The sequence below is a fragment of the Brevibacterium sanguinis genome, from assembly GCF_003315415.1.
Classification (GTDB): Bacteria; Actinomycetota; Actinomycetes; order Actinomycetales; family Brevibacteriaceae; genus Brevibacterium; species Brevibacterium celere_A.
In genome coordinates this window covers 18183-38915 of the sequence record NZ_QNSB01000007.1, presented here as the reverse complement: position 1 = coordinate 38915, position 20733 = coordinate 18183, and the positions used below count along the sequence as shown (strand labels likewise).

General features: G+C 68.7%; 15 protein-coding genes. 5 read left to right on the top strand and 10 right to left on the bottom strand.

The genetic code is table 11. From position 1 onward, the window contains the following. Positions 1-6: 6 nt before the first annotated feature. Positions 7-1569 (bottom strand): cytochrome ubiquinol oxidase subunit I, encoded by a 1563-nt coding sequence (locus tag DFO65_RS11165; protein ID WP_113904520.1) that lies wholly within the window; start codon positions 1567-1569, stop codon positions 7-9. A 212-nt stretch (positions 1570-1781) separates the two neighbouring features. Here DFO65_RS11165 and DFO65_RS11160 point away from each other — a divergent pair, with 212 nt between their 5' ends. Beyond that, positions 1782-2144: a BlaI/MecI/CopY family transcriptional regulator gene (locus tag DFO65_RS11160; protein WP_113904519.1), complete on the top strand. Its 363-nt coding sequence runs from the start codon at positions 1782-1784 to the stop codon at positions 2142-2144. A gap of 13 nt (positions 2145-2157) precedes the next feature. Further along, positions 2158-3051 (top strand): M56 family metallopeptidase, encoded by an 894-nt coding sequence (locus tag DFO65_RS11155; protein ID WP_113904518.1) that lies wholly within the window; start codon positions 2158-2160, stop codon positions 3049-3051. Positions 3052-3106: 55 nt separating this feature from the next. Here DFO65_RS11155 and DFO65_RS11150 read toward each other — a convergent pair whose 3' ends face one another. Next, positions 3107-5218, bottom strand: coding sequence for a DNA gyrase/topoisomerase IV subunit B (locus tag DFO65_RS11150; protein WP_113904517.1), 2112 nt, complete (start codon positions 5216-5218; stop codon positions 3107-3109). 233 nt (positions 5219-5451) lie between these two features. Here DFO65_RS11150 and DFO65_RS11145 point away from each other — a divergent pair, with 233 nt between their 5' ends. Next, positions 5452-6282 carry an N-acetylmuramoyl-L-alanine amidase gene (locus tag DFO65_RS11145; RefSeq protein WP_113904516.1) on the top strand — a complete coding sequence of 277 codons (831 nt, stop codon included), beginning with the start codon at positions 5452-5454 and terminating at the stop codon, positions 6280-6282. Here the strand turns inward: DFO65_RS11145 and DFO65_RS11140 are convergent. Both DFO65_RS11140 and DFO65_RS11135 read right to left on the bottom strand, forming a co-directional pair. Beyond that, positions 6270-7706, bottom strand: coding sequence for an RNA polymerase sigma factor (locus DFO65_RS11140; RefSeq protein WP_113904515.1), 1437 nt, complete (start codon positions 7704-7706; stop codon positions 6270-6272). The genes DFO65_RS11145 and DFO65_RS11140 overlap by 13 nt on opposite strands. Positions 7707-7853: 147 nt before the next feature. Further along, positions 7854-9023 carry a DUF4192 family protein gene (locus DFO65_RS11135; protein ID WP_181778705.1) on the bottom strand — a complete coding sequence of 390 codons (1170 nt, stop codon included), beginning with the start codon at positions 9021-9023 and terminating at the stop codon, positions 7854-7856. A 221-nt stretch (positions 9024-9244) separates the two neighbouring features. Between DFO65_RS11135 and DFO65_RS11130 the strand changes: the two genes are divergently transcribed. Together DFO65_RS11130 and DFO65_RS11125 are read left to right on the top strand one after the other, a co-directional pair. Next, positions 9245-10030 carry a spermidine synthase gene (locus DFO65_RS11130; RefSeq protein ID WP_113904513.1) on the top strand — a complete coding sequence of 262 codons (786 nt, stop codon included), beginning with the start codon at positions 9245-9247 and terminating at the stop codon, positions 10028-10030. Between the two features lie 274 nt (positions 10031-10304). Then, on the top strand, positions 10305-12512 hold the full coding sequence (locus tag DFO65_RS11125; RefSeq protein WP_113904512.1) for a HelD family protein: 2208 nt from the start codon (positions 10305-10307) through the stop codon (positions 12510-12512). A gap of 293 nt (positions 12513-12805) precedes the next feature. Here the strand turns inward: DFO65_RS11125 and nrdR are convergent, their stop codons facing one another. The 6 genes from nrdR to DFO65_RS11095 all read right to left on the bottom strand — a co-directional run bounded on the left by nrdR (position 12806) and on the right by DFO65_RS11095 (position 20669). Beyond that, on the bottom strand, positions 12806-13303 hold the full coding sequence (gene nrdR, locus DFO65_RS11120) for a transcriptional regulator NrdR (protein ID WP_113904511.1): 498 nt from the start codon (positions 13301-13303) through the stop codon (positions 12806-12808). A gap of 2 nt (positions 13304-13305) precedes the next feature. Beyond that, positions 13306-14607: a histidinol dehydrogenase gene (gene hisD / locus DFO65_RS11115; protein WP_245940647.1), complete on the bottom strand. Its 1302-nt coding sequence runs from the start codon at positions 14605-14607 to the stop codon at positions 13306-13308. Positions 14608-14659: 52 nt separating this feature from the next. Further along, a complete protein-coding gene (dnaE, locus tag DFO65_RS11110) occupies positions 14660-18169 on the bottom strand; it encodes a DNA polymerase III subunit alpha (RefSeq protein ID WP_245940675.1) in 3510 nt (1169 codons plus the stop codon). A 165-nt stretch (positions 18170-18334) separates the two neighbouring features. Beyond that, positions 18335-19258: an RluA family pseudouridine synthase gene (locus DFO65_RS11105; protein ID WP_113904510.1), complete on the bottom strand. Its 924-nt coding sequence runs from the start codon at positions 19256-19258 to the stop codon at positions 18335-18337. Next, positions 19251-19799, bottom strand: coding sequence for a signal peptidase II (locus tag DFO65_RS11100; protein ID WP_113904660.1), 549 nt, complete (start codon positions 19797-19799; stop codon positions 19251-19253). The genes DFO65_RS11105 and DFO65_RS11100 overlap by 8 nt, the downstream gene beginning before the upstream one ends. 87 nt (positions 19800-19886) lie before the next feature. Further along, positions 19887-20669 (bottom strand): DivIVA domain-containing protein, encoded by a 783-nt coding sequence (locus DFO65_RS11095; protein ID WP_113904509.1) that lies wholly within the window; start codon positions 20667-20669, stop codon positions 19887-19889. Between the last annotated feature and the right edge of the window lie 64 nt (positions 20670-20733).

Genomic DNA, 20733 nt, shown 5'->3' with positions numbered 1-20733 from the left:
GGGTCCTCAGTAGGCGAACGACAGGACGTCGTCGCCGCCGGTGATCGTCGGTCTGCGGTTGACCTGGGCGAGTTCGGGCATCGCCGAGGCGACCCCTCCCCTGATGTAGACCGCGAGCAGCCTGAGCTCGACGAGCATGAGAACCCCGTAGACGGTCGTCAGGCTGATCAGTGAGAACAGCAGCATCGCGGGTGAGACCTCGGGCGAGAGCGCGGCCTGGGTGAACATGTACACGCCGTCGAGCTGGGCGGGGTTGGGGGCGACGACGAACGGCTGCCGGCCCATCTCCGTGAACACCCAGCCGGCGGAGTTCGCGATGAATGGCGCCGTGATCGACAGCAGCGCCCCGCGCATCAGCCATGTCGAGTCGGGCACCGTGCCCCGGCGGGTCAGCCACAGCCCGAGCGCGCAGACCCCGGCGGCGACGACTCCGAATCCGATCATGAACCTGAATCCCCAGTAGGTGACGATCATGATGGGCTGGTAGTCGATCTCGGCTCCCGAGTGCTCCCCGTAGCGGGGGTCCTCGGGCAGGTGGGTGCCGTAGCGCTCCTGGTACTCCGGGAGCAGGGTGTTGACGCCGTCGACGGGGGTGGTGAAGTCGCCCTTGGCGAGGAAGGAGAGCAGTCCCGGGATCTCGAAGACGTTCTCCACTCCCTCGCAGTCGTTCGACGAGGGGTCGCCGATCGTCAGCACGGAGAATCCGGTCCCGTCATGGCAGGCGCCCTCGGCGGAGGCCATCTTCATGGGCTGCTGCTCGAACATCAGCTTGGCCTGGACGTCGCCGGTGATCGCGACTCCGGCGAAGGCGAGGATCCCGACGAGACCGCCTATCCGCAGGCTGCGGATCCACACCCGGTGGTCGATCTCGTCCCGGCCGGGCAGGTCGGCGGCGGACCCGACGACGACCTTCCCATCGGGGCCGATCGTGTCGATTCCGTCCTTGCGCCGGTGGTAGAGGTGGTACCAGGAGACGCCAAGGAGGAAGCTGCCTCCCACGGCGAGGGCTCCGAACAGGGTGTGGGTGTAGGCGGCGATCGCCGTGTTGTTCGTCAGCACCGCCCACACGTCCGTCATCACCGGCCGTCCCTCGACCATCTCGACGCCGACGGGGTGCTGCATCCACGAGTTGGCGACGATGATGAAGTAGGCGGAGATCCAGGAGCCGATGACCGCGCACCACAGGCTGGCGAGGTGGACGCCCCTGGGCAGTCGCCCCCAGCCGAAGATCCAGAGCCCGAGGAACGTCGATTCGAGGAAGAACGCGAGCAGCGCCTCGAGCGCGAGCGGGGCGCCGAACACGTCGCCGACGAACCTCGAGTACTCGCTCCAGGCCATGCCGAACTGGAACTCCTGGACGAGTCCCGTCGCGACTCCCATGATGAAGTTGATGAGGAACAGCTTGCCGAAGAACTTGGTGCTGCGCAGATACACCTCGTTGCCGGTGCGATGGTACATCGTCTGCAGGATCGCGACGAGCATCCCGAGGCCGAGGGTGAGGGGAACCATCCAGAAGTGATAGACCGTGGTGATGCCGAACTGCCACCGTCCGATGAGGACCGGATCCATGTGAGCTCCGTTCGCGAAGAGGGCGTGTTTCTACAACACGTAGAATTCTACGCCCAGTAGAAACAACTCGAGGGTCGTCCCGGGATCCAAGACGGTCGCGTCCATCGCCGAGCGCGATCGCCGCCGGCACCGGCGCTTCTCTCATGGAATTCGACAGCTTGTAGAGCTAGACTGGAGTCACTGGACAAGATCTCCTGAAAGACAAGGACACCGTGGGAACACTGGGCGAACTCGAACGCAGCGTGATGGACGCCATCTGGGTGCATGACGACGGCCTGAGCGCGGCGGAGCTGCGTGATGTGCTGGCCGACCGGGACCTCGCGCTCACGACCGTGCACACCGTGCTCACCCGGCTGGAGAAGAAGGGCTTCGTCACCCGCGATCGCAGCATCCGTCCCCACCGGTACCTCGCCGTGTCCACGCGTGAGGACCATGTCGCCGAGCTGATGAGCGAGGTCCTCTCGCAGGCTCCCGATCGTCAGGCCGTGCTCGCCAGGTTCCTCGGCACGGTCTCCGAGGCCGACACGAAGACCCTGCGCACTCTCCTGGGGCGCAACCACTCGACCAGCTCCTGATCCGGACCCGCTCATGATCCTCGTCGGATCACTCCTCGCGGTCCTCGCCTTCCTCCTCGCCTGGCCGATCCCGGCCGCCCTGTCCCGCTTCCGCGGCGACCCGGTCTCCGAAGTCGTGCTGTGGCAGGCCGTCGGGCTCTCCGGCGGTCTGTCCCTCATCGGCACCGCGCTGGCCTTCGCCGTCGATTCGGACTCACGCAACCTCCCCGCCGGGATCTGGGATCTCGTCCGCGGGCAGTCCCATGCCGATCTCGGAATCGGCGCCTGGATCCTCCTCATCGTCGCCCTCCTGCTCATCGGGCGTCTGCTCGGCTGCCTCGCCGTGACCTTCTTCTCCGCCCGGCGGACCAGGCTGCGCCACGCCGAGATCCTCCATCTGCTCAGCGAGCCCTCGTCGACCCACCCGAACACGCGCATCATCACGACCGATGAGGCCGTGGCCTACTGCCTGCCGCAGGGTCCGAAGAAGGGCACGGCGGTGCTCTCCACGGGTCTGCTCGAAGTGCTGCCCGAGGAGGAGCGTGCGGCCGTCATCGCGCATGAGCGCGCTCACCTCGACTTCCGCCACGATCTGCTGGTGATCCCGTTCGCCGCGTGGCATCGGGCGCTGCCGTTCTTCTCCGCGACCGCGATCGGACTCAACTCCGTCAATCGGCTCATCGAGCTCATGGCCGACGATCTGGCGCGTGATCGCGTCGATCCCGAGGTCCTCGCCCGGGCCGTGGCCGCGGCGGCCCGGATCAGCCCCGACCACCGCGACGATCTCTCGCGGCTGCGGATCGAGCGACTCACGCAGCCCCCGCATCCGGCGAGGATCCCGGTGCGGGTGACGTCGATCCTCAGCGCGGTCGCGATGCTCCTCGTGCCCACGCTGCTCGTCATCGTGCCGTTCCCGGCCGTCGCCTGACGGCCGGTCGACGCGACGGGTTCGCGGCATCGCGGCCCGACGCCGCGGTCGGCCCTCAGCTGTCGATGCGCTCCGCGTCGAGCACGGCGGCTCCCGAGACGATGAATTCCTTGCGCGGTCCCACCGACGTGCCCATGAGGAGCTCGAAGGTGCTCTCCGCCGCCTCGGCGTCGGCCATGGTCACCCGGCGCAGGGTGCGCATCGTCGGGTCCATCGTCGTCTCGGCGAGCTGGTCGGCGTCCATCTCCCCCAGGCCCTTGTAGCGCTGGATCGGCTCCTTGTACGTCTTCTTCGACTTCTCGAGCTTCCTCAGAAGCGCCTGCAGCTCCGCCTCGGTGTAGGTGTAGACGATGTCGTTGGGGGTGCCGCGCTTCGTCACGACCTCCACCCGGTGCAGGGGCGGCACGGCAGCGAAGACGCGCCCCTCCTCGACGAGCGGCTTCATATAGCGGAAGAACAGGGTGAGCAGGAGGGTTCGGATGTGCGCCCCGTCGACGTCGGCGTCGGTCATGATGATGACCCGCCCGTAGCGGGCGGCGTCGAGATCGAAGCTGCGTCCCGAGCCGGCGCCGATGACCTGGATGAGGGCGGCGCACTCGGCATTGGCGAGCATGTCCGACAGCGATGCCTTCTGGACGTTGAGGATCTTCCCGCGGATCGGGAACAGCGCCTGGTGGTCGGAGTTGCGCGCGGCCTTCGCGGTGCCCATCGCCGAGTCGCCCTCGACGATGAACAGCTCGGTGTTCTCCACCCCGTTGTCGCGGCAGTCGTAGAGCTTCGCGGGCAGCGACGAGGCTTCGAGCGCCGTCTTGCGCCGCTGGTTCTCCTTGTGGGTGCGCGCGGAGATGCGCGACTTCATCTCGGAGACGACCTTCTCCAGCAGGACCGCGGCCTGCTGCTTCTCGGCGCGCTTCGACGAGGCGAGGACGGCTCCGAGCTGCTTCTCGACGGACTTCGCCACGATCTGCCTCACCGCGGCGGTGCCGAGCACCTCCTTCGTCTGCCCCTCGAACTGGGGTTCCGAGAGCTGGACGGTGACGACGGCGGTGAGTCCCGCGAGGACATCGTCCTTCTCGAGCTTGTCCTTGCCGAGCTTGAGCTTGCGGGCGTTCGCCTCGGCGGCCTTGCGCATCGCCTTGAGGGTGGCCTGTTCGAAGCCTGACAGGTGGGTGCCGCCGTGCGGGGTGGCGATGACGTTGACGAAGCTCTTGATCTTCGTGTCGTAGCCGGTGCCCCAGCGCAGGGCGATGTCGACGCCGACCTCCCGCTCGACCTCCTTCGACACGAGGTGTCCCGCGGAGTCGAGGACGGGGACGGTCTCCTTGAAGTGACCGGTGTCCTGCAGGCGCCAGGTGTCGGTGATCGGCGGGTCGATGGCGAGGTGGTCGACGAACTCGGTGATCCCGCCGTCGAACCGGAAGACCTCGACGCGTTCGGCGATGACCTCCCCCGTCTCGTCGCGCGCGACTCCGCGCCGGTCCTCGATGCGGATCTCGAGCCCGGGGACGAGGAACGCGGTCTGCCGGGCCCGTTCGACGAGGTGGGGATAGTCGAACTGGGCGTTGGAGAGGAAGATCTGCGGATCGGCCCAGTACTGGGTCCGGGTGCCCGTGACCCCGCGCTTGGCCTTGCCGACGATGTCGAGGCCGGTCGCCTCCTGGAACTCCTCGAAGGGGTTGTCGGGGCTCTTCGTGCCCGAGGAGTCGTCGAAGCGGCCGGGGACGCCGCGGCGGAACGACATCTTGTGGACCTTCGAGCCGCGGGTGACCTCGACGTCGAGGCGGGCGGAGAGGGCGTTGACCACGGAGGCGCCGACACCGTGGAGTCCGCCGGAGGCCGCGTACGAGGAGCCGCCGAACTTGCCACCGGCGTGGAGCTTGGTCATGACGACCTCGACGCCGGTCAGCCCCGTCTTCGGCTCGATGTCGACGGGGATCCCGCGACCGTTGTCGGTGACCGCGACGGAGCCGTCGGCCTCGAGCTCGACGAGGATCGAGCTGCCGTGACCGGCCAGCGCCTCGTCGACGGAGTTGTCGATGATCTCCCACAGGCAGTGCATGAGACCCCGGGAGTCGGTGGTCCCGATGTACATGCCGGGGCGCTTGCGCACCGCCTCGAGACCCGACAGCACGGACAGGTGCCTGGCACCGTAGCTTTCCTCTTCCACGCGAATCCTCTCGTTCGGTTGAATGATAGTCGGCGACACGGACACGACCGACTCCTGGCAGGCCGTGTCGGCCGAACTCGGGCCTCTGCGGACCGCTCCGGCAGGATCTGGGCCGCGCTGGGCCGCCTCGGCGGGACCGGAGCCCGGCGGACCACCCTCGCCGGGACCGGAGCCCGACGGACCGCCTCGGCGGGACCGACTCCGTGGGACCGGGGCAGTGGGACAATGGGTCCATGTCCGAACTCCGACGTCCGCTCGCGGTGCTGCTGTGCTCCATTCTCGCATTGGCCGCCCTCGGCGGCTGCGAGCGGCCGGGCCGGGAGCAGTCCGAGCCGACGCCGAGCGCCTCCGCACCGACGCCCAGCGCCCCCGCGGCGGCGCCGAAGTCCTCCCCCACAGCCGAGGGCGCCGACCTCTCGGGGCGCACCGTCGCCATCGACCCGGGGCACAACGGCGGCAATGCCTCCCACCCCCGGGACATCGCCAGTCCGGTTCCCGACGGCAGGGGCGGGACGAAGGCCTGCAACACCACCGGCACGGCCACCGATTCCGGATTCCCGGAGGCCGAGTTCACGTGGAAGGTCTCCGAGGTCCTCGCCGAGGAGCTGCGCGCCGCCGGCGCCGAGGTGATCGTCAGCCGCGAGGACAACGACGGGGTCGGTCCGTGCGTCGACGAGCGGGGCACGTTCGCCGATGACGCCGACCTCCTGGTGAGCATCCACGCCAACGGCAGCGAGTCGACGACGACCCGCGGGTTCCACGTCATCGTCGCCGATCCGGCCGTGAGCGAGGAGCTCGAAGAACCCTCGTCCCGCCTCGCCGAGGCGATCGCCGACTCCATGGGCGAGTCCTTCACCCCGAACCGGGCCTACGGCGATGAGGCGATCAGCCGTCGCAGCGATCTGGCCGGCCTCAACAACGCCTCGGTGCCGGCGGTCATCGTCGAGTGCGGTGAGATGCGCAACCCCGAGGAGGCGGAGCTGATGGAGTCCGCCGAGGGGCAGCGCGACTACGCCGCCGCCCTCTTCGACGGCATCGTCGCCTGGTTCGCTCAGTCGAGGTAGTCGCGCAGCACCTGTGAGCGGGACGGGTGGCGCAGCTTGGCCATCGTCTTCGACTCGATCTGGCGGATCCGCTCGCGGGTCACTCCGTAGACCTTGCCGATCTCGTCGAGGGTCTTGGGCTGGCCGTCGTTGAGGCCGAAGCGCATCGACACGACGCCGGCCTCCCGCTCCGAGAGGGTGTCGAGGACGGAGTGCAGCTGCTCCTGGAGCAGGGTGAAGCTCACGGAGTCCGAGGGGACGACCGCTTCGGAGTCCTCGATGAGGTCGCCGAACTCGGAGTCGCCGTCCTCGCCGAGGGGTGTGTGCAGGGAGATCGGCTCGCGGCCGTACTTCTGCACCTCGACGACGCGCTCGGGAGTCATGTCGAGCTCCTTGGCGAGCTCCTCCGGGCTCGGCTCCCGGCCGAGGTCCTGCAGCATCTGCCGCTGGACGCGGGCGAGCTTGTTGATGACCTCGACCATGTGGACGGGGATGCGGATCGTCCGCGCCTGGTCGGCCATCGCGCGGGTGATCGCCTGCCGGATCCACCACGTCGCGTAGGTCGAGAACTTGAAGCCCTTCGTGTAGTCGAACTTCTCGACGGCGCGGATGAGGCCGAGGTTGCCCTCCTGGATGAGGTCGAGGAAGAGCATCCCGCGGCCCGTGTAGCGCTTGGCGAGGGACACGACGAGGCGGAGGTTCGCCTCGAGGAGGTGGTTCTTCGCGATGCGGCCGTCGTGGACGATCCACTTGTAGTCCATCTTCAGGCGCGGATCGGTGACCTCGCCCTCGGCGAGCAGATGCTCGGCGTACATGCCGGCCTCGATCCGCTTCGCGAGGTCGACCTCCTCGGCGGCGTTGAGGAGCGCGACCTTGCCGATCTGCTTGAGGTAGTCCTTGACGGGGTCGGCCGTCGCGCCCGCGGAGACGACCTGCTGAGCGGGAGCGTCGTCCTCATCGGCGTCGGAGACGATGAAGCCGCCCGCCTCGGTGACGGCGGCGTTCTTCTCCTGCTCCTCGGAGTTCTTGGTCTCGGTCTCCTCGCCGGGAACCACCTCGGTGGCCAGCGCGTCCGGGGTCGGCTCGATGTCCTCGCCGGGTTCGACGACGACGTCGTCGACCTTCTTGTCCGTCACGTCCTCGTCGGTCTTGGCGGCCGACTTCTTCGCGGAGGTCTTCGTCGCGGTCGTCTTCTTGGCGGCGGTCTTCGTCGCGGTCGTCTTCTTCGCGGCGGTCTTGGTCGCAGTCGTGCTCTTCGTGGCGGTGGTCTTCCTCGCAGTGGTCTTCTTGGCCGTGGTTCCGGTCTCGGCGGCGGATGCCGAGGTCTTCGTCGCCCTCTTCGCTCCGGTCGACGCGGCAGCGGTCTTGGATCCACCGGTGGAGGACTGCGCGGTCCCCTCCGTCTTGTCGGTCACCGTCGTGGATTCCCTATCGACTCTCGGCACGTGTTCACCTTTCGCGAGCGTTGACACTTCTCAATGGTGCCAGGACATTACGAAGACCCATGTCAAGGGGTCTGCGATCCAGGCCCGAGGAAGAACGCACAGTTCTCCCATGATGCAATGACAGGGTCAACGCTCAATTTTCGCACGTTATTCCCTGCGGGGCGAATCGGTCCGGCCGCGTCGGGACCGGGCCTCGTCCAGCCACTTCGGCAGGTAGCCGGAGTCCACCGCGCGCAGCACCAGCCCGGCCATGACGTGGTCGGCGTCGAGGTCGAGCGCGGCCCGCGCGTACTGCTCGGCCATCGTCGACCCGCCCCCGGCCCACTCGAACCATGCGATCACGGCATAGGCCGAGGCCCGCACCTCGGGGTGGCCCCAGGGCAGGTAGTGCTTGAAGAACTCGATGGTCAGGCGGATGTCGCGGGGCCGCGGCCGGCGGTGGGACAGGCCCACCGTCTCCATCGCCGCCCGCGCCGACGACCCGTACTCGAGCGCGCGGCAGGCCAGTTCGCCGGCGGGGCAGTCGATGAGGTCGGCGGGGCGGAAGTCGGGGTGGTTGAAGCTGAAGATCATCTCGAGCGCATCCCGGGACCATTTCTGCCGCAGCATGGCGTCGATCGCCATGACGAGGAGCGGATGCATGATCTCGGTGAGGGCCCCGCGGTCGAGGTCGTCGTCGCTGCGGCGCAGCTCGGTGATCCGGGGGTAGGCCGCGGTCAGGACGTCGAAGCTCACGCCGATGTCGAGCCATTCGTCGAACCCGGGGCGGAACCGCTCGGCCTCGTCGACGGCTGCCGGCCGCACGACGAGGTCCTCCGGCGCCCGTGCGGGAGCCGATCCCCCGGCGATGAGCTCGGTCGCGCACGCCGAGGATGCCGCGGTCTCGAGCGGGGCGCCCTCGTCGTCGGGACGGTCGATCCTCCCGAACCTGTTCCCGCCCACCCACCAGGCGCTGAGCGTGTCGACGCTCTCGGCTTCGAGGGCCATGGCGATCTCGTCCATCGCCGCGCGGACGAGACCGCGGTGGACGAGGGCGCCCTCGTCGGCACCGGGGTAGTCCTCGTCGTAGAGGACGAAGAACACGCCGGACGGCCGACAGGCGTCCACGATGAGGTCGGTGACCCACCGGCCCGATTCCCTGACGATGTGGGCGGCGGTGTCGAGGTCGAAATCGATGCGCAGCGTGGTCTCGCACCGCGCCACCCCTCGCTCGTCCGTCGTGATGATGATCGCGACGAGGCTGCGGTGCGGGATGTAGCCGAGGGTGTGGGGGACCATGCCGACGATGTCTTCTGCGGTTCTCGCTGTGGTGTGCATGCTCCCATCCAGCGCCTCGCCACGCCCCGGCGCCAGGGGCGGGGAACGAGGTGTGGAAACGCCTCGGCGATCCACAGGCCCGACGGGCACGAGTCCGCCCGCTCGTCCACAGTCTCCGCGGTCGCCTCGGCGAGGGAGTCGGCACCGGTGGCCGCACCGCTCTCCCGCCTGCCGCGGTGGTCGGAATTGCCCCGCCGCGACAAGTGGCATAGAAGTGAGGGGTGGCGAAACGACGGATATTCACACCTCCCAGCACTCAAGTCGTCGAGATCTCGACCGGCATGGCCCGCCTCGAGAAGGTCGACGGGGAGGCCGACAGCTACGTCCTCCATGTCAACGGGGTCCCGTCGTCGTCGATCACGCTCAGCGATCCTCTGCGCCTCGACTTCGAGTACCTCGACTGGATGTCGCGGATCATCGACGCCCAGTTCGCGGCCGGCCCGCTCCGGGCGGTGCACATCGGTGCCGCCGGCTGCGCGCTGGCCCGGTACGTCCATGCGACCCGACCGGGCTCTCGGCAGACGGCCGTCGACATCGACCCGGTGCTCCTCGAGCACTCCCGCTCCTGGTTCGATCTGCCGCGCTCCCCCGCCCTGGCCCTGCGCGCCGGTGACGGTGCCGTCGAGATCGAGACGTTCAGGGAGGATTCCCTCGATCTCGTCATCCGCGACGCCTTCGACCACGACATCGTGCCCGAAGCACTGACCACGAGGGAGTTCTTCGCCTCCTGCGCCCGCGCGCTCAAGGGCACGGGCCTCTACCTCGCCAACGTTCCCGATCCCGGTGACCACGCCCGGCTCCGGGCGGACGTCGGGCTCCTCCGGGAGGAGTTCGCCCATGTGGCGGCGGCCTCGGAGCCCGCGATCATCAAGGGCCGGCGCCGGGGCAATGTCGTCGTCATGGCGTCGCAGTCGCCGATCGCCGACGTCGACCAGGTTCTGCGCACGGCGGCCACGTTGGCGTCGTTCCTCGATGCGCGGGCACTCGGCTCCCGCCTCGGGATCTGACGCACGATCGCGGATCCGGCGCGAGTCGTTCCGGCGTCCGCGGCCGCGGCACCGCGTCGTTCCGGTGCCCGCCCACCTCGGCGGGAATGCATCGGCACCCGCCGCCACGGGGCGCGTCGATCCCGGGCCTGCCGGGGCCGGCCCAGCCGCCCCGGACCGCGTCCGGGCCGCCGGTGGCGCAGGTGTGACCAAACACAACAGGCGAAATGCGCGTCCGAGACTACTCCCGGCGGTCGGATTTCGGCATAATTGAATGCCGATCTAAGAAGGTGAGATGACCGAAACTTCAGAACTGCGCGTCGAGCAGAAGAAGCTCGACGAACTCTATGCACGACTCGACGAACTGCGCGAGGAGACGACGGCCCGACTGGGCACGGTCCGGATCTCCGAAGTGGGGGGAAATCACCAGCACCGGAGCGAGCGCGATGCGTTCGCCACGCTCTACGAGGATCAGCTGATCCGGCTCAACAGCGCCGAGGACGGTCTCTGCTTCGGTCGTCTCGACCTCAAGGACGAGGACGAACCGAGCTACATCGGGCGCATCGGCCTCACGGACGCCGATCGCCAGCAGATCCTCATCGACTGGCGCGCCCCGGCCTCCGAGCCGTTCTACCAGTCGACCGCGGCGAACCCGGCAGGCGTCACCCGGCGGCGGCATCTGGTGACGAACCACCGCAGGGTCACCGACATCGAGGACGACGTGCTCGACATTGAGGCCCTCGACGAGGGGCAGCGGTCGAACCTCCAGGGCGAAGGCGCCCTCATCGCCGCGCTCACCACCCACCGCACGGGGCGGATGAGCGACATCGTCTCGACGATCCAGGCGGAGCAGGATGCGATCATCCGCCAGCCGCTCCAGGGCGTGCTCGTCGTCCAGGGCGGTCCGGGAACCGGGAAGACTGCCGTCGCCCTGCACCGTGCGGCCTACCTCCTCTACCGGCATCGGGAGCGGATCGCGAAGTCCGGCGTCCTCCTCGTCGGCCCCTCCCCCGTGTTCCTCAAGTACATCGAGAAGGTCCTGCCGAGCCTCGGCGAGACCGGGGCGCTGCTGCTCACCCCCGGTCAGCTCTACCCGGGTCTCGACACGGACCGCGGTGATCGCGCCGACGTCGCGGAGGTCAAGGGCCGCTCGGTCATGGCGAAGGTCATCGCCAACCATGTCGCCAACTACGAGCGCGTCCCCGACGAGGACGAACCGCTGCGCGTGGGCTCGCACACCGTGTGGCTGCGCCGCCGCGACGTGCGGTCGGCGCGGGAGCGGGCTCGGCGCAGCGGGGACGGGCACAATGCCGCCCGGACCGGATTCGTCACGGGACTGCTCAAGATCCTCGCCGAGGAGCTGGCCCGGGAGATGGGCCTCGACGGCGCCGGTGAGCGGCTGCCCGAGCTCATGGAGGAGCTGCGCTCGAGCATCGATGTCCGCCGCGCCCTCAACCTCGCCTGGTTCCCGATCAGTCCGGGCGATGCGCTGCGCGCCCTGCTGTCCAAGCCGCACAAGCTGCGGGCGGCGGCGCGCCGGCTCCTCACCGACGCCGAACAGGAGCTTCTCCTGCGGGACGCCCAGGCGCCGTTCACCGTCGAGGACGTCCCGCTGCTCGACGAGCTCGCCGAGCTCCTCGGCACGTCGCCGCAGCCGACCGCGGCCCGTGACGAATCGGCCCGGGAGTACGCCGAGGCGGTCGTCGACATGACCGACACCGGCGCTCTCATCGACGCCGAGACCCTGGCGAAGCGGTGGGAGGAGTCCGGGCCGGCCATGACGCTGACGGAACGCGCGATCGAGGACCGCGAGTGGACCTATGGGCACCTCGTCGTCGACGAGGCCCAGGAGCTCAGCCCCATGCAGTGGCGGGTGCTGTTCCGGCGCGTGCCCTCGAAGTCGGCGACCGTCGTCGGCGACCTCGCCCAGGCCAGCCGCGGCGACAATGAGCGCACGTGGGAGTCGATCCTCGGCGAGTTCGTCGGCGACAGGTACTCGCTCCTCGTTCTCACCGTGTCCTATCGCACTCCGCAGTCGGTGATGGACCTCGCGAACCGCTACCTCCACCGTCATTTCCCGCACCTCGAGCTCGTCGAGTCCGTGCGCCAGGGTGGGCCCGACCCCCGCCTCGAGTCCTTCGCCTCGACCGCTGACATCATCACGGCCCTCCCGCAGCGGGCCGAGGCCGAGGTCGACGCGGTCGGGGGTGGCAAGATCGCCGTCATCGCCCCGCCCGATCTCATCCCTGCCGTCGCCGAGGCGCTCTCCGGGTTCGACATCGGACGCGCGGCCTCGGGTCTCGACCACCGGATCGCCGTCATCACGCCCACGGAGGCGAAGGGTCTCGAGTTCGATTCGGTGATCGTCGTCGAACCCGGTCTCATCGCCCCGCGCGGCGCCGACGACGGTGTGGGTGCGCTCTACGTCGCCCTGACCCGCACCACCGAGCGGCTCGCTCTCCTCGCCGCGACCGAGTCGGAGCTGACCGAGCTGATGGGCTGAGCCCGGCCGGGCGTGTGCGCGCTCCGCGGTCACCGTCTCGAGCGGGACTGTGGTCGCGGCGCACATCCCTGGCGGGGCGGCCCTCTGCGGGCGGCGGTGAGGTCCCGGGTGAGGAGCCCTGGGGCGCTGCGACGGCGGTGTCGGGACGGACTGTCCCCGGACGTTGAAAGGCCGCTTGACGATCCGGCTTCCCCTCCGAACCGCAAGCGGCCGCGTGCCTGAGCACGCACTAGTCATATTACACAGGAAAGGGCCGTCAGCACCATTTCGCCGGCGGCGTTCGGGACAATTTCTCAGGAATCGAAATCCTCCGGCGAGACCTCCCGGGCCTGACCCGACTTCAGCGCCGCGTCGGCGCGCAGCGAGTCGATCGCGGCCTCGAAGTCCTCGAGCGAATCGAAGCCCTGATAGACGCTCGCGAACCGCAGGTAGGCGACCTGGTCGAGCTCGCGCAGGGGCTCGAGGATGCTCAGTCCCACCTCGTCGGCGTCGATCTCGGCGATGCCCTTGGATCGGATGTCCTCCTCGACCTTCTGGGCGAGCTTCGCGAGGTCGTCGTCGTTGACCGGCCGGCCCTGGCAGGCCTTGCGCACCCCCGACATGATCTTCTGCCGGGAGAACTCCTCGGTCACCCCGGAGCGCTTGATCACGGACAGGCTCGTCGCCTCCATCGTCGTGAACCGCCGGCCGCAGTGGCGGCACTGGCGCCGGCGGCGGATCGCGGCGCCGTCTTCGCTGGTCCGCGAATCGACGACTCGCGAATCGGACTCGCGGCAGAACGGACAGCGCATGTCTACTCCTCGAACCGGATGCTGACGGCGGTGCCGTGGGCGGGAAGCTGCTCGCTGGCCGAGAGGACCGCGATGTGGTCCGCGACCTCCTTGAGCGCCTCGTGGTCGTAGTCGATGACCTGACTGACCTTGATGAACGAATGGACGCCGAGGCCCGAGCCGTGCGCGGCGGTGCCCATCGTCGGCAGCACGTGGTTGGAGCCCGCGCAGTAGTCGCCCAGGGACACGGGCGCGTCGGCACCGACGAAGACGGCACCCCCGTTGGTGATCCGCGCGGCGACGGCATGCGGATCGGCGGTGTGGATCTCCACGTGCTCCCCGGCGTAGGCGTTGACGACGTCGATGCCGGCGTCGATGTCGTCGACGAGGACGATGGCCGACTGCGTGCCGTCGAGGGCCGCGGCGATCCTCTCGGAGTGGGCGGCGACGGGGACCTGGCGCGCGAGCTCGGCCGCGACCTCCTCGGCGAGGACGGTGGAGTCGGTGACGAGCACGGAGGCGGCGAGCTCATCGTGCTCGGCCTGGCTGATGAGGTCGGCCGCCACGTAGGCGGGCGTGGCCTGGGCATCGGCGAGGATGATGATCTCGGTGGGTCCGGCCACGGCGTCGATGCCGACGTGCGAGCGGACGAGGGACTTCGCCGCCGCGACGTAGGCGTTGCCGGGGCCGGTGATGAGGTCGACGGGTTCGCAGACCTCGTCGTCGTCGAATCCGTAGGCCAGCGCGCCGATCGCCTGCGCCCCGCCCATCGCCCACACCTCGTCGACGCCGAGCAGGTGGGCGGTCGCGAGCACGACGGGATGCGGCAGCCCGCTGCTCTGCGGTGGGCTCGCGATCGCCAGGGACCGCGCTCCGGCGGCCAGGGCGGGGACGACGTTCATCACCACGGTCGAGGGGTAGACCGCGAGGCCGCCGGGGACGTAGAGTCCGACGCGCTCGATCGGCAGATACCGGGTCGTCACCCGCGCGCCCGCCGACAGCTCGGTCGTGACGTCGGCGGGACGCTGGTCGGCGGCGACCGCCTCGGCGCGGGCGATGGACTCGACGAGCGCCGCGCGGATCTCCGGGTCGAGGGCCGCCTCCGCCTGCTCGAGGGCCGCGGTCGGCACGCGCAGGCTCTCCGGTTCGACGCCGTCGAACCGTGCGGTGAATCGCTTCACCGCCGCGCTGCCGCCCGTCCTGATCTCGGCGAGGAGATCGGCGACCCGACGCCCGACATCGGCGTGGGTCTCAGCGGCCCGGGGCAGGCGCTGCTTGAGGTATCTCTTGCTCAGGTTCTCACCGCGGAAGTCCAGAATGTTCACCCGAGACAGTCTAGTCTCTCGGACCCCGTGCGCCGCCAGCGCCCGCCGCACCTCAGGCGCTGAAGCAGCGGGATCCGAGCAGCGCCTTGAGGTCGCCGTAGAGGCTCGGATTCGGATCGACCCGGATCGAGCGGTCGAGGCGCATGACGGTCTGGCGTCCCGGTTGGGTGAGCACGAGGTGGACGTCCGTCTGGCCCTTGTTCGCCTCGAGGATCCGGCGCAGCTTGACGGCCATCTCCTCGGTGGCCTTCTCCATCGGCATCATGAGGTTGAGCGGCCGGTCCTTGGGGTCGGTGACGTCGGGGATCGTCATCGACATCGCCATGAGCGAGGTCGGCCGATCGTCGGAGTGGCGGATCCGACCCGTCAGCGAGATGACGAGGTCGGTCGCGAGCAGGCTCGCCACGGGCTCGTAGGTGTCGCCGAAGAACATCACCTCCACCTCGGCGTCGAGGTCCTCGAGGGTGACGATCGCGTAGGGCTTGCCGGAGTTCTTCGACACCTTCCGCGTCACCTGGGTGATCATCCCGCAGACCTTGACCTGGGAGCCGTCGGGGCGGTGGGACTCGGGGTCGACGACCTCGGCGATCGAGGCGTCGGACTCCGCGGCCAGGACGCCCTCGAGCCCGTTGAGCGGGTGGTCGGAGACGTAGAGGCCGATCATGTCGCGCTCGAACGCAAGCTTCTCCTTCTTCTCCCACTCGGGGCGGTCGGGGATCGCGACGGAGAAGCTCGGGGCGTCGTCGGCACCGCCGAGGCCGGCGAACAGGTCGAACTGCCCGTTGGCCTCCTGCCGCTTGACCCCGATGACGGAGTCGACGGCCTCTTCGTGGACCTCGACGAGCGACCGGCGGGTCTGCCCGAGCGAATCGAAGGCGCCCGCCTTGATGAGGGACTCGATCGTGCGCTTGTTGCACACATGGCTGGGCACCTTGTCGAGGAAGTCGGTGAAGGAGGTGTAGGCGCCCTTCTCCGCCCGGGCCTCGACGATGCCGTCGACGACGTTCGAGCCGACGTTGCGGACCGCGCCCATGCCGAAGCGGATGTTCTCCCCGACCGGGGTGAAGTGCAGGGCGGAGTCGTTGACGTCGGGCGGGAGCACCGTGATGCCCAGCCGGCGGCACTCGTTGAGGTAGATCGCCAGCTTGTCCTTGTTGTCGCCCACCGAGGTGAGCAGGGCCGCCATGTACTCCGCGGTGTAGTGCGCCTTGAGGTACGCCGTCCAGTAGGAGACGACCCCGTAGGCGGCGGAGTGGGCCTTGTTGAACGCGTAGTCGGAGAACGGGAGCAGGATGTCCCACAGCGCCTGGGCCGCCGCCTCGGAGTAGCCGCGCTCCTTCATCCCGCCGAAGAAGCCGACCTGCTGCTTGTCGAGCTCGGACTTCTTCTTCTTGCCCATCGCGCGGCGGAGGATGTCGGCCTGACCGAGGGAGTAGCCGGCGACCTTCTGCGCGATCGCCATCACCTGCTCCTGGTAGATGATGAGCCCGTAGGTGGTGTCGAGGATCTCCTTGAGCGGCTCCTCGAGCTCCGGGTGGATCGGGGTGACCTCCTGGAGGCCGTTCTTGCGCAGCGCGTAGTTCGTGTGGGAGTCGGCGCCCATCGGCCCCGGACGGTAGAGGGCCAGGGTCGCCGAGATGTCCTCGAAGTTGTCGGGCTTCATCAGCCGCAGCAGGGCGCGCAGCCCGCCGCCGTCGAGCTGGAACACGCCGAGGGTGTCGCCGCGGGCGAGCAGCTCGTACGCGCCGGGGTCGTCGAGTTCGAGGTGCTCGAGGTCGAGCTCGAAGTTCCGGTTGGCCCGGATGTTCTCGACCGCGTCGGAGATGATCGTGAGGTTGCGCAGCCCGAGGAAGTCCATCTTGATGAGGCCCAGGCCCTCGGACGTCGGGTAGTCGAACTGGGTGATGATCTGCCCGTCCTGGAACCGCTTCATGATCGGGATGACGTCGATGATCGGGTCCGAGGACATGATGACGCCGGCCGCGTGCACGCCCCATTGGCGCTTGAGCCCCTCGAGGCCCTTCGCCGTCTCGAAGGTCTCCCTGGCCTCCGGGTCGGTGGCGACGAGCTCCCGGAACTCACCGGCCTCGTTGTAGCGCTTCGCCTCCGGGTTCTCGATGTCGGCCAGCGGGATGTCCTTGGCCATCTCCGCCGGCGGCAGGGCCTTGGTCAGCCGCTCGCCGAGGGAGAAGGGCTTGCCGAGCACGCGGGCGGAGTCCTTGAGCGCCTGCTTGGTCTTGATCGTGCCGTAGGTGACGATCATCGCGACGCGCTCGTCGCCGTACTTCTTCGTCACGTACTCGATGACCTCGCCGCGGCGGCGATCATCGAAGTCGACGTCGAAGTCGGGCATGGACACGCGGTCCGGGTTGAGGAAGCGCTCGAAGAACAGCCCGTGCTGGAGCGGGTCGAGGTCGGTGATGCGCATCGCGTAGGCGACCATCGAGCCGGCTCCGGATCCACGTCCCGGTCCGACCCGGATGCCGTTGTCCTTCGACCAGTTGATGAAGTCGGCGACGACGAGGAAGTAGCCGGGGAAGCCCATCGAGATGATGATGTCGAGCTCGTAGTCGGCCTGCTTGCGCACGGCGTCGGGGATCCCGTTGGGGTACCGGTACTCGAGCCCCTTCTGGACCTCCTTGACCAGCCAGGAGGTCTCGTCCTCACCGGGTGGGCACGGGTACTTCGGCATGTAGTTCGCCGAGGTGTCGAACGACACCTCGCACATCTCCGCGATCGTCAGGGTGTTGTCGCAGGCCTCGGGGAGCTCGGAGAACAGGGCCCGCATCTCCGCCGGGGACTTGAGGTAGTAGCCGGAGCCGGAGAATGCGAAGCGGGATCCGCCCTGGTCGTAGGTGGGCTCGATGAGCTTCGAGCCGGACTGGATCGCCAGCAGCGCCTCATGGGCCTTCGCGTCGGATTCGTGGGTGTAGTGGAGGTCGTTGGTGGCGACCAGCGGGATGTTCATCTCCTTGGCCAGCCGGAGCAGGTCCTTCGTCACCCGCTTCTCGATGGACAGACCGTGGTCCATGAGCTCGCAGAAGTAGTTCTCCGCCCCGAAGATGTCCCGGTACTTGCCGGCAGCGGCCTTCGCCTCCTCGTACTGACCCAGCCGCAGGCGGGTCTGGATCTCCCCCGAGGGGCAGCCGGTGGTGGCGATGAGCCCCTCCGAGTACGTCTGGAGCAGGTCCTCGTCGATGCGCGGCCACTTGGCCGTGACGGAGTCGAGGGACGCCTGCGAGGAGGCCTTGAACAGGTTGCGCATGCCGGTGTTGTTCTTCGACAGCAGCGTCATGTGGGTGTAGAGGCCGCCGCCGGAGATGTCGTCGCGCTTCTGCGACTCGTCCGTGCGCCATTTCACGCGCGACTTGTCCTGCCGGTCGGTGCCCGGGGTGATGTAGGCCTCGACGCCGATGATCGGCTTGAGCCCCGCGTTCGTCGCCTGCGACCAGAAGTCGAACGCCCCGAACAGGTACCCGTGGTCGGTCGTCGCGATGGCCGACATCCCCGAGGCCTTCGTCGCGGCCATGAGATCGCCGAGGCGGGCCGCCCCGTCCAGCATGGAGTACTCGGTGTGGACGTGGAGATGGACGAAGTCGTCGTTCGGCACTGTCAGCCTTCCTAGAGCACGGTGTTCCGCAACCACCTTAGACCATCGGCACCGAGCCGTTCAGACCTCGCCGAGGTGCTCCCGAGGTCGTTTCCGGGCGTTCGAGCGGGCTGACTCTCAGGAGGCGCGGAGGCGATCGAGCGCCGTCTGCAGATCCTGCGGGTACTCGCTGGTGAACTCGACCCAGTCCCCGGACTCGGGGTGGCTGAAGCCGAGCTTGACGGCGTGGAGCCACTGCCGCTCGAGCCCCAGGTGCTTGGCCAGCACCGGGTCGGCGCCGTAGGGCAGGTCGCCGGCGCAGGGATGGCGCAGGGCGGAGAAGTGCACGCGGATCTGGTGAGTGCGACCCGTCTCCAGGTGGATCTCGAGCAGTGAGGCGCGCCGGTGGGCTTCGATGACCTCGTAGTGGGTCACGGCGTGCTTGCCCTCGCTGTGGACCGCGTAGAGACCGTCATGGCGGGGATGGCGGGCGATGGGCGCCTCGATCGTGCCGAGCACGGGGTCGGGCAGTCCCTGGACGACCGCGTGGTAGGTCTTCTCGACGGTCCGCTCCTTGAAGGCGCGCTTGAGCACGCTGTAGGCGAACTCGCTCTTCGCGACGACCATCAGGCCGGAGGTGCCGACGTCGAGTCGCTGGACGACGCCCTGCCGTTCGGGCGCCCCGGAGGTCGCGATCCCGTACCCGGCCGCGGCGAGTCCGCCGACGACGGTCGGTCCGGTCCAGCCCAGTGCGGGGTGGGCGGCGACCCCGACGGGCTTGTCGACGACGACGAAGGACTCGTCGTCGTGGACGATCCGCATCCCCGGCACCGGATCGGGGACGACCTCGAGCGGGCGCTTGGGTTCGGGCATGACGACGTCGAGTCTCTCCCCGGCGGTGACGCGGTCGGACTTGCCGACGACGCGGCCGGCCAGCTGGACTCCCCCGTCCGCGCAGATCTCCGCGGCGGCGGTGCGCGAGAGTCCGAGCAGCTTGCTCAGTGCGGAGTCGATCCGCTGGCCCTCGAGGCCCTCGGGGATGAGGATGGAGCGTTCAGTCATGGGTGTCCTCCCTGCTCGTGTGGTCGCTCGACCCGGTGCGCGATCCGTCGAGGTCGATCCCCCTCAGGCTCGCCACCACGAGGGTCACGGCCGCCGCGGTGATCGCGATGTCCGCGACATTGCAGATGAAGAGGGAGAGGTCGATGAAGTCGACGACCGCGCCGTGGAGGAAGCCGGGCTGGCGGAACAGGCGGTCGACGAGGTTGCCGAAGAGCCCTCCGAGCAGCAGGCCGAGGCCGACCGCCCACGTGCGGGAGCCGAGCTTCCGGGACAGGACGAGGATGGCTCCGAAGACCGCGATCGCGATGAGCGGGAAGACCCACGTGATCCCCGCACCCATCCCCAGGGCGGCCCCGGGATTGCGGTAGAAGTCGAAGCCCGCCAGCGATCCGAGGACCGGGATCGCCTCCCGGCCTTCGAGGAACCGCACCGCGAGCAGCTTCGTCAGCTGGTCGACGACGAGGACCGCCGCTGCGATCGCGAACAGGGTGCGCCGCATCCGTCCGCGTGTGGATTGAGCCTCGCGGGGCTGGGATCTCATCTGGTCCATTCTAGTCAACGCAGTGTCCGGGCAGGCGACAAGGTCCGGGCACGCCGTGCCCGGACCTTGTGCGGTGACCGTCGCTGCTCAGAGCTTGTTGCTCGAGGAGCCGAACGAGCTGCCGTCGAGGGTCTCCGGAGCCAGGCTCGTGGAGTTCTCGAGTTCGCGCAGCTGATCGTTGAGGTAGCTCTTGAGGCGGGTGCGGTACTGGCGCTCGAAGTTCGAGAGCTGGTCGATCGCACGCTCGAGGGTCGACTTCTGCGACTCGAGGGACGACAGGGTCTCGTCGCGCTTGCGCTCGGCCTTGCCGACGATGTCCTGGGCTTCCTTCTCGGCGCTCTTGATGAGCTCGTCGCGCTTGCGCTCACCTTCGGCGACGTGCTCGTCGTGCACGCGCTGGGCCAGGGCGATGAGGCCGTGGGCATCGGCGTCCGACCCGGCGGTGACCGCGGCGGCACCGGCGGGAGTCGGCGACGGAGCGGCGGGAGCGGACTGGCTCGGGGCAGGCGACTGCGGAGCGGGAGCCGCTTCCTTGACCACGGGAGCCGCGGGCGCCTCGGGGGCGGGAGCGGGCGGAGCCTTGTCCTCCTTGGGCTGCGCGGGCGCCGGAACGGCTGCAGGCATCGCCTGGGTGGCGTCGATGTCCTCGGCCGGCGCGGCGGGGCTCGCGCCCGATCCGGACTCGAGCTCCTTGACCCGCTGCTCTGCCGCAGAGAGCTTCTGACGCAGTTCGTCGTTCTCCTGGTAGAGGCGACGGAGCTCGACGACAACCTCGTCGAGGAAATCGTCGACTTCATCCTGGTCGTACCCGTCGCGGAACTTCACATGCTGGAACCGCTTGTTTACTACGTCTTCAGGCGTGAGCGCCATGAGGTCACCTTTGGTCGATCTGCATTCATTCAACGTGGCCGCCCATCGCAGGCGGCTTCAACGT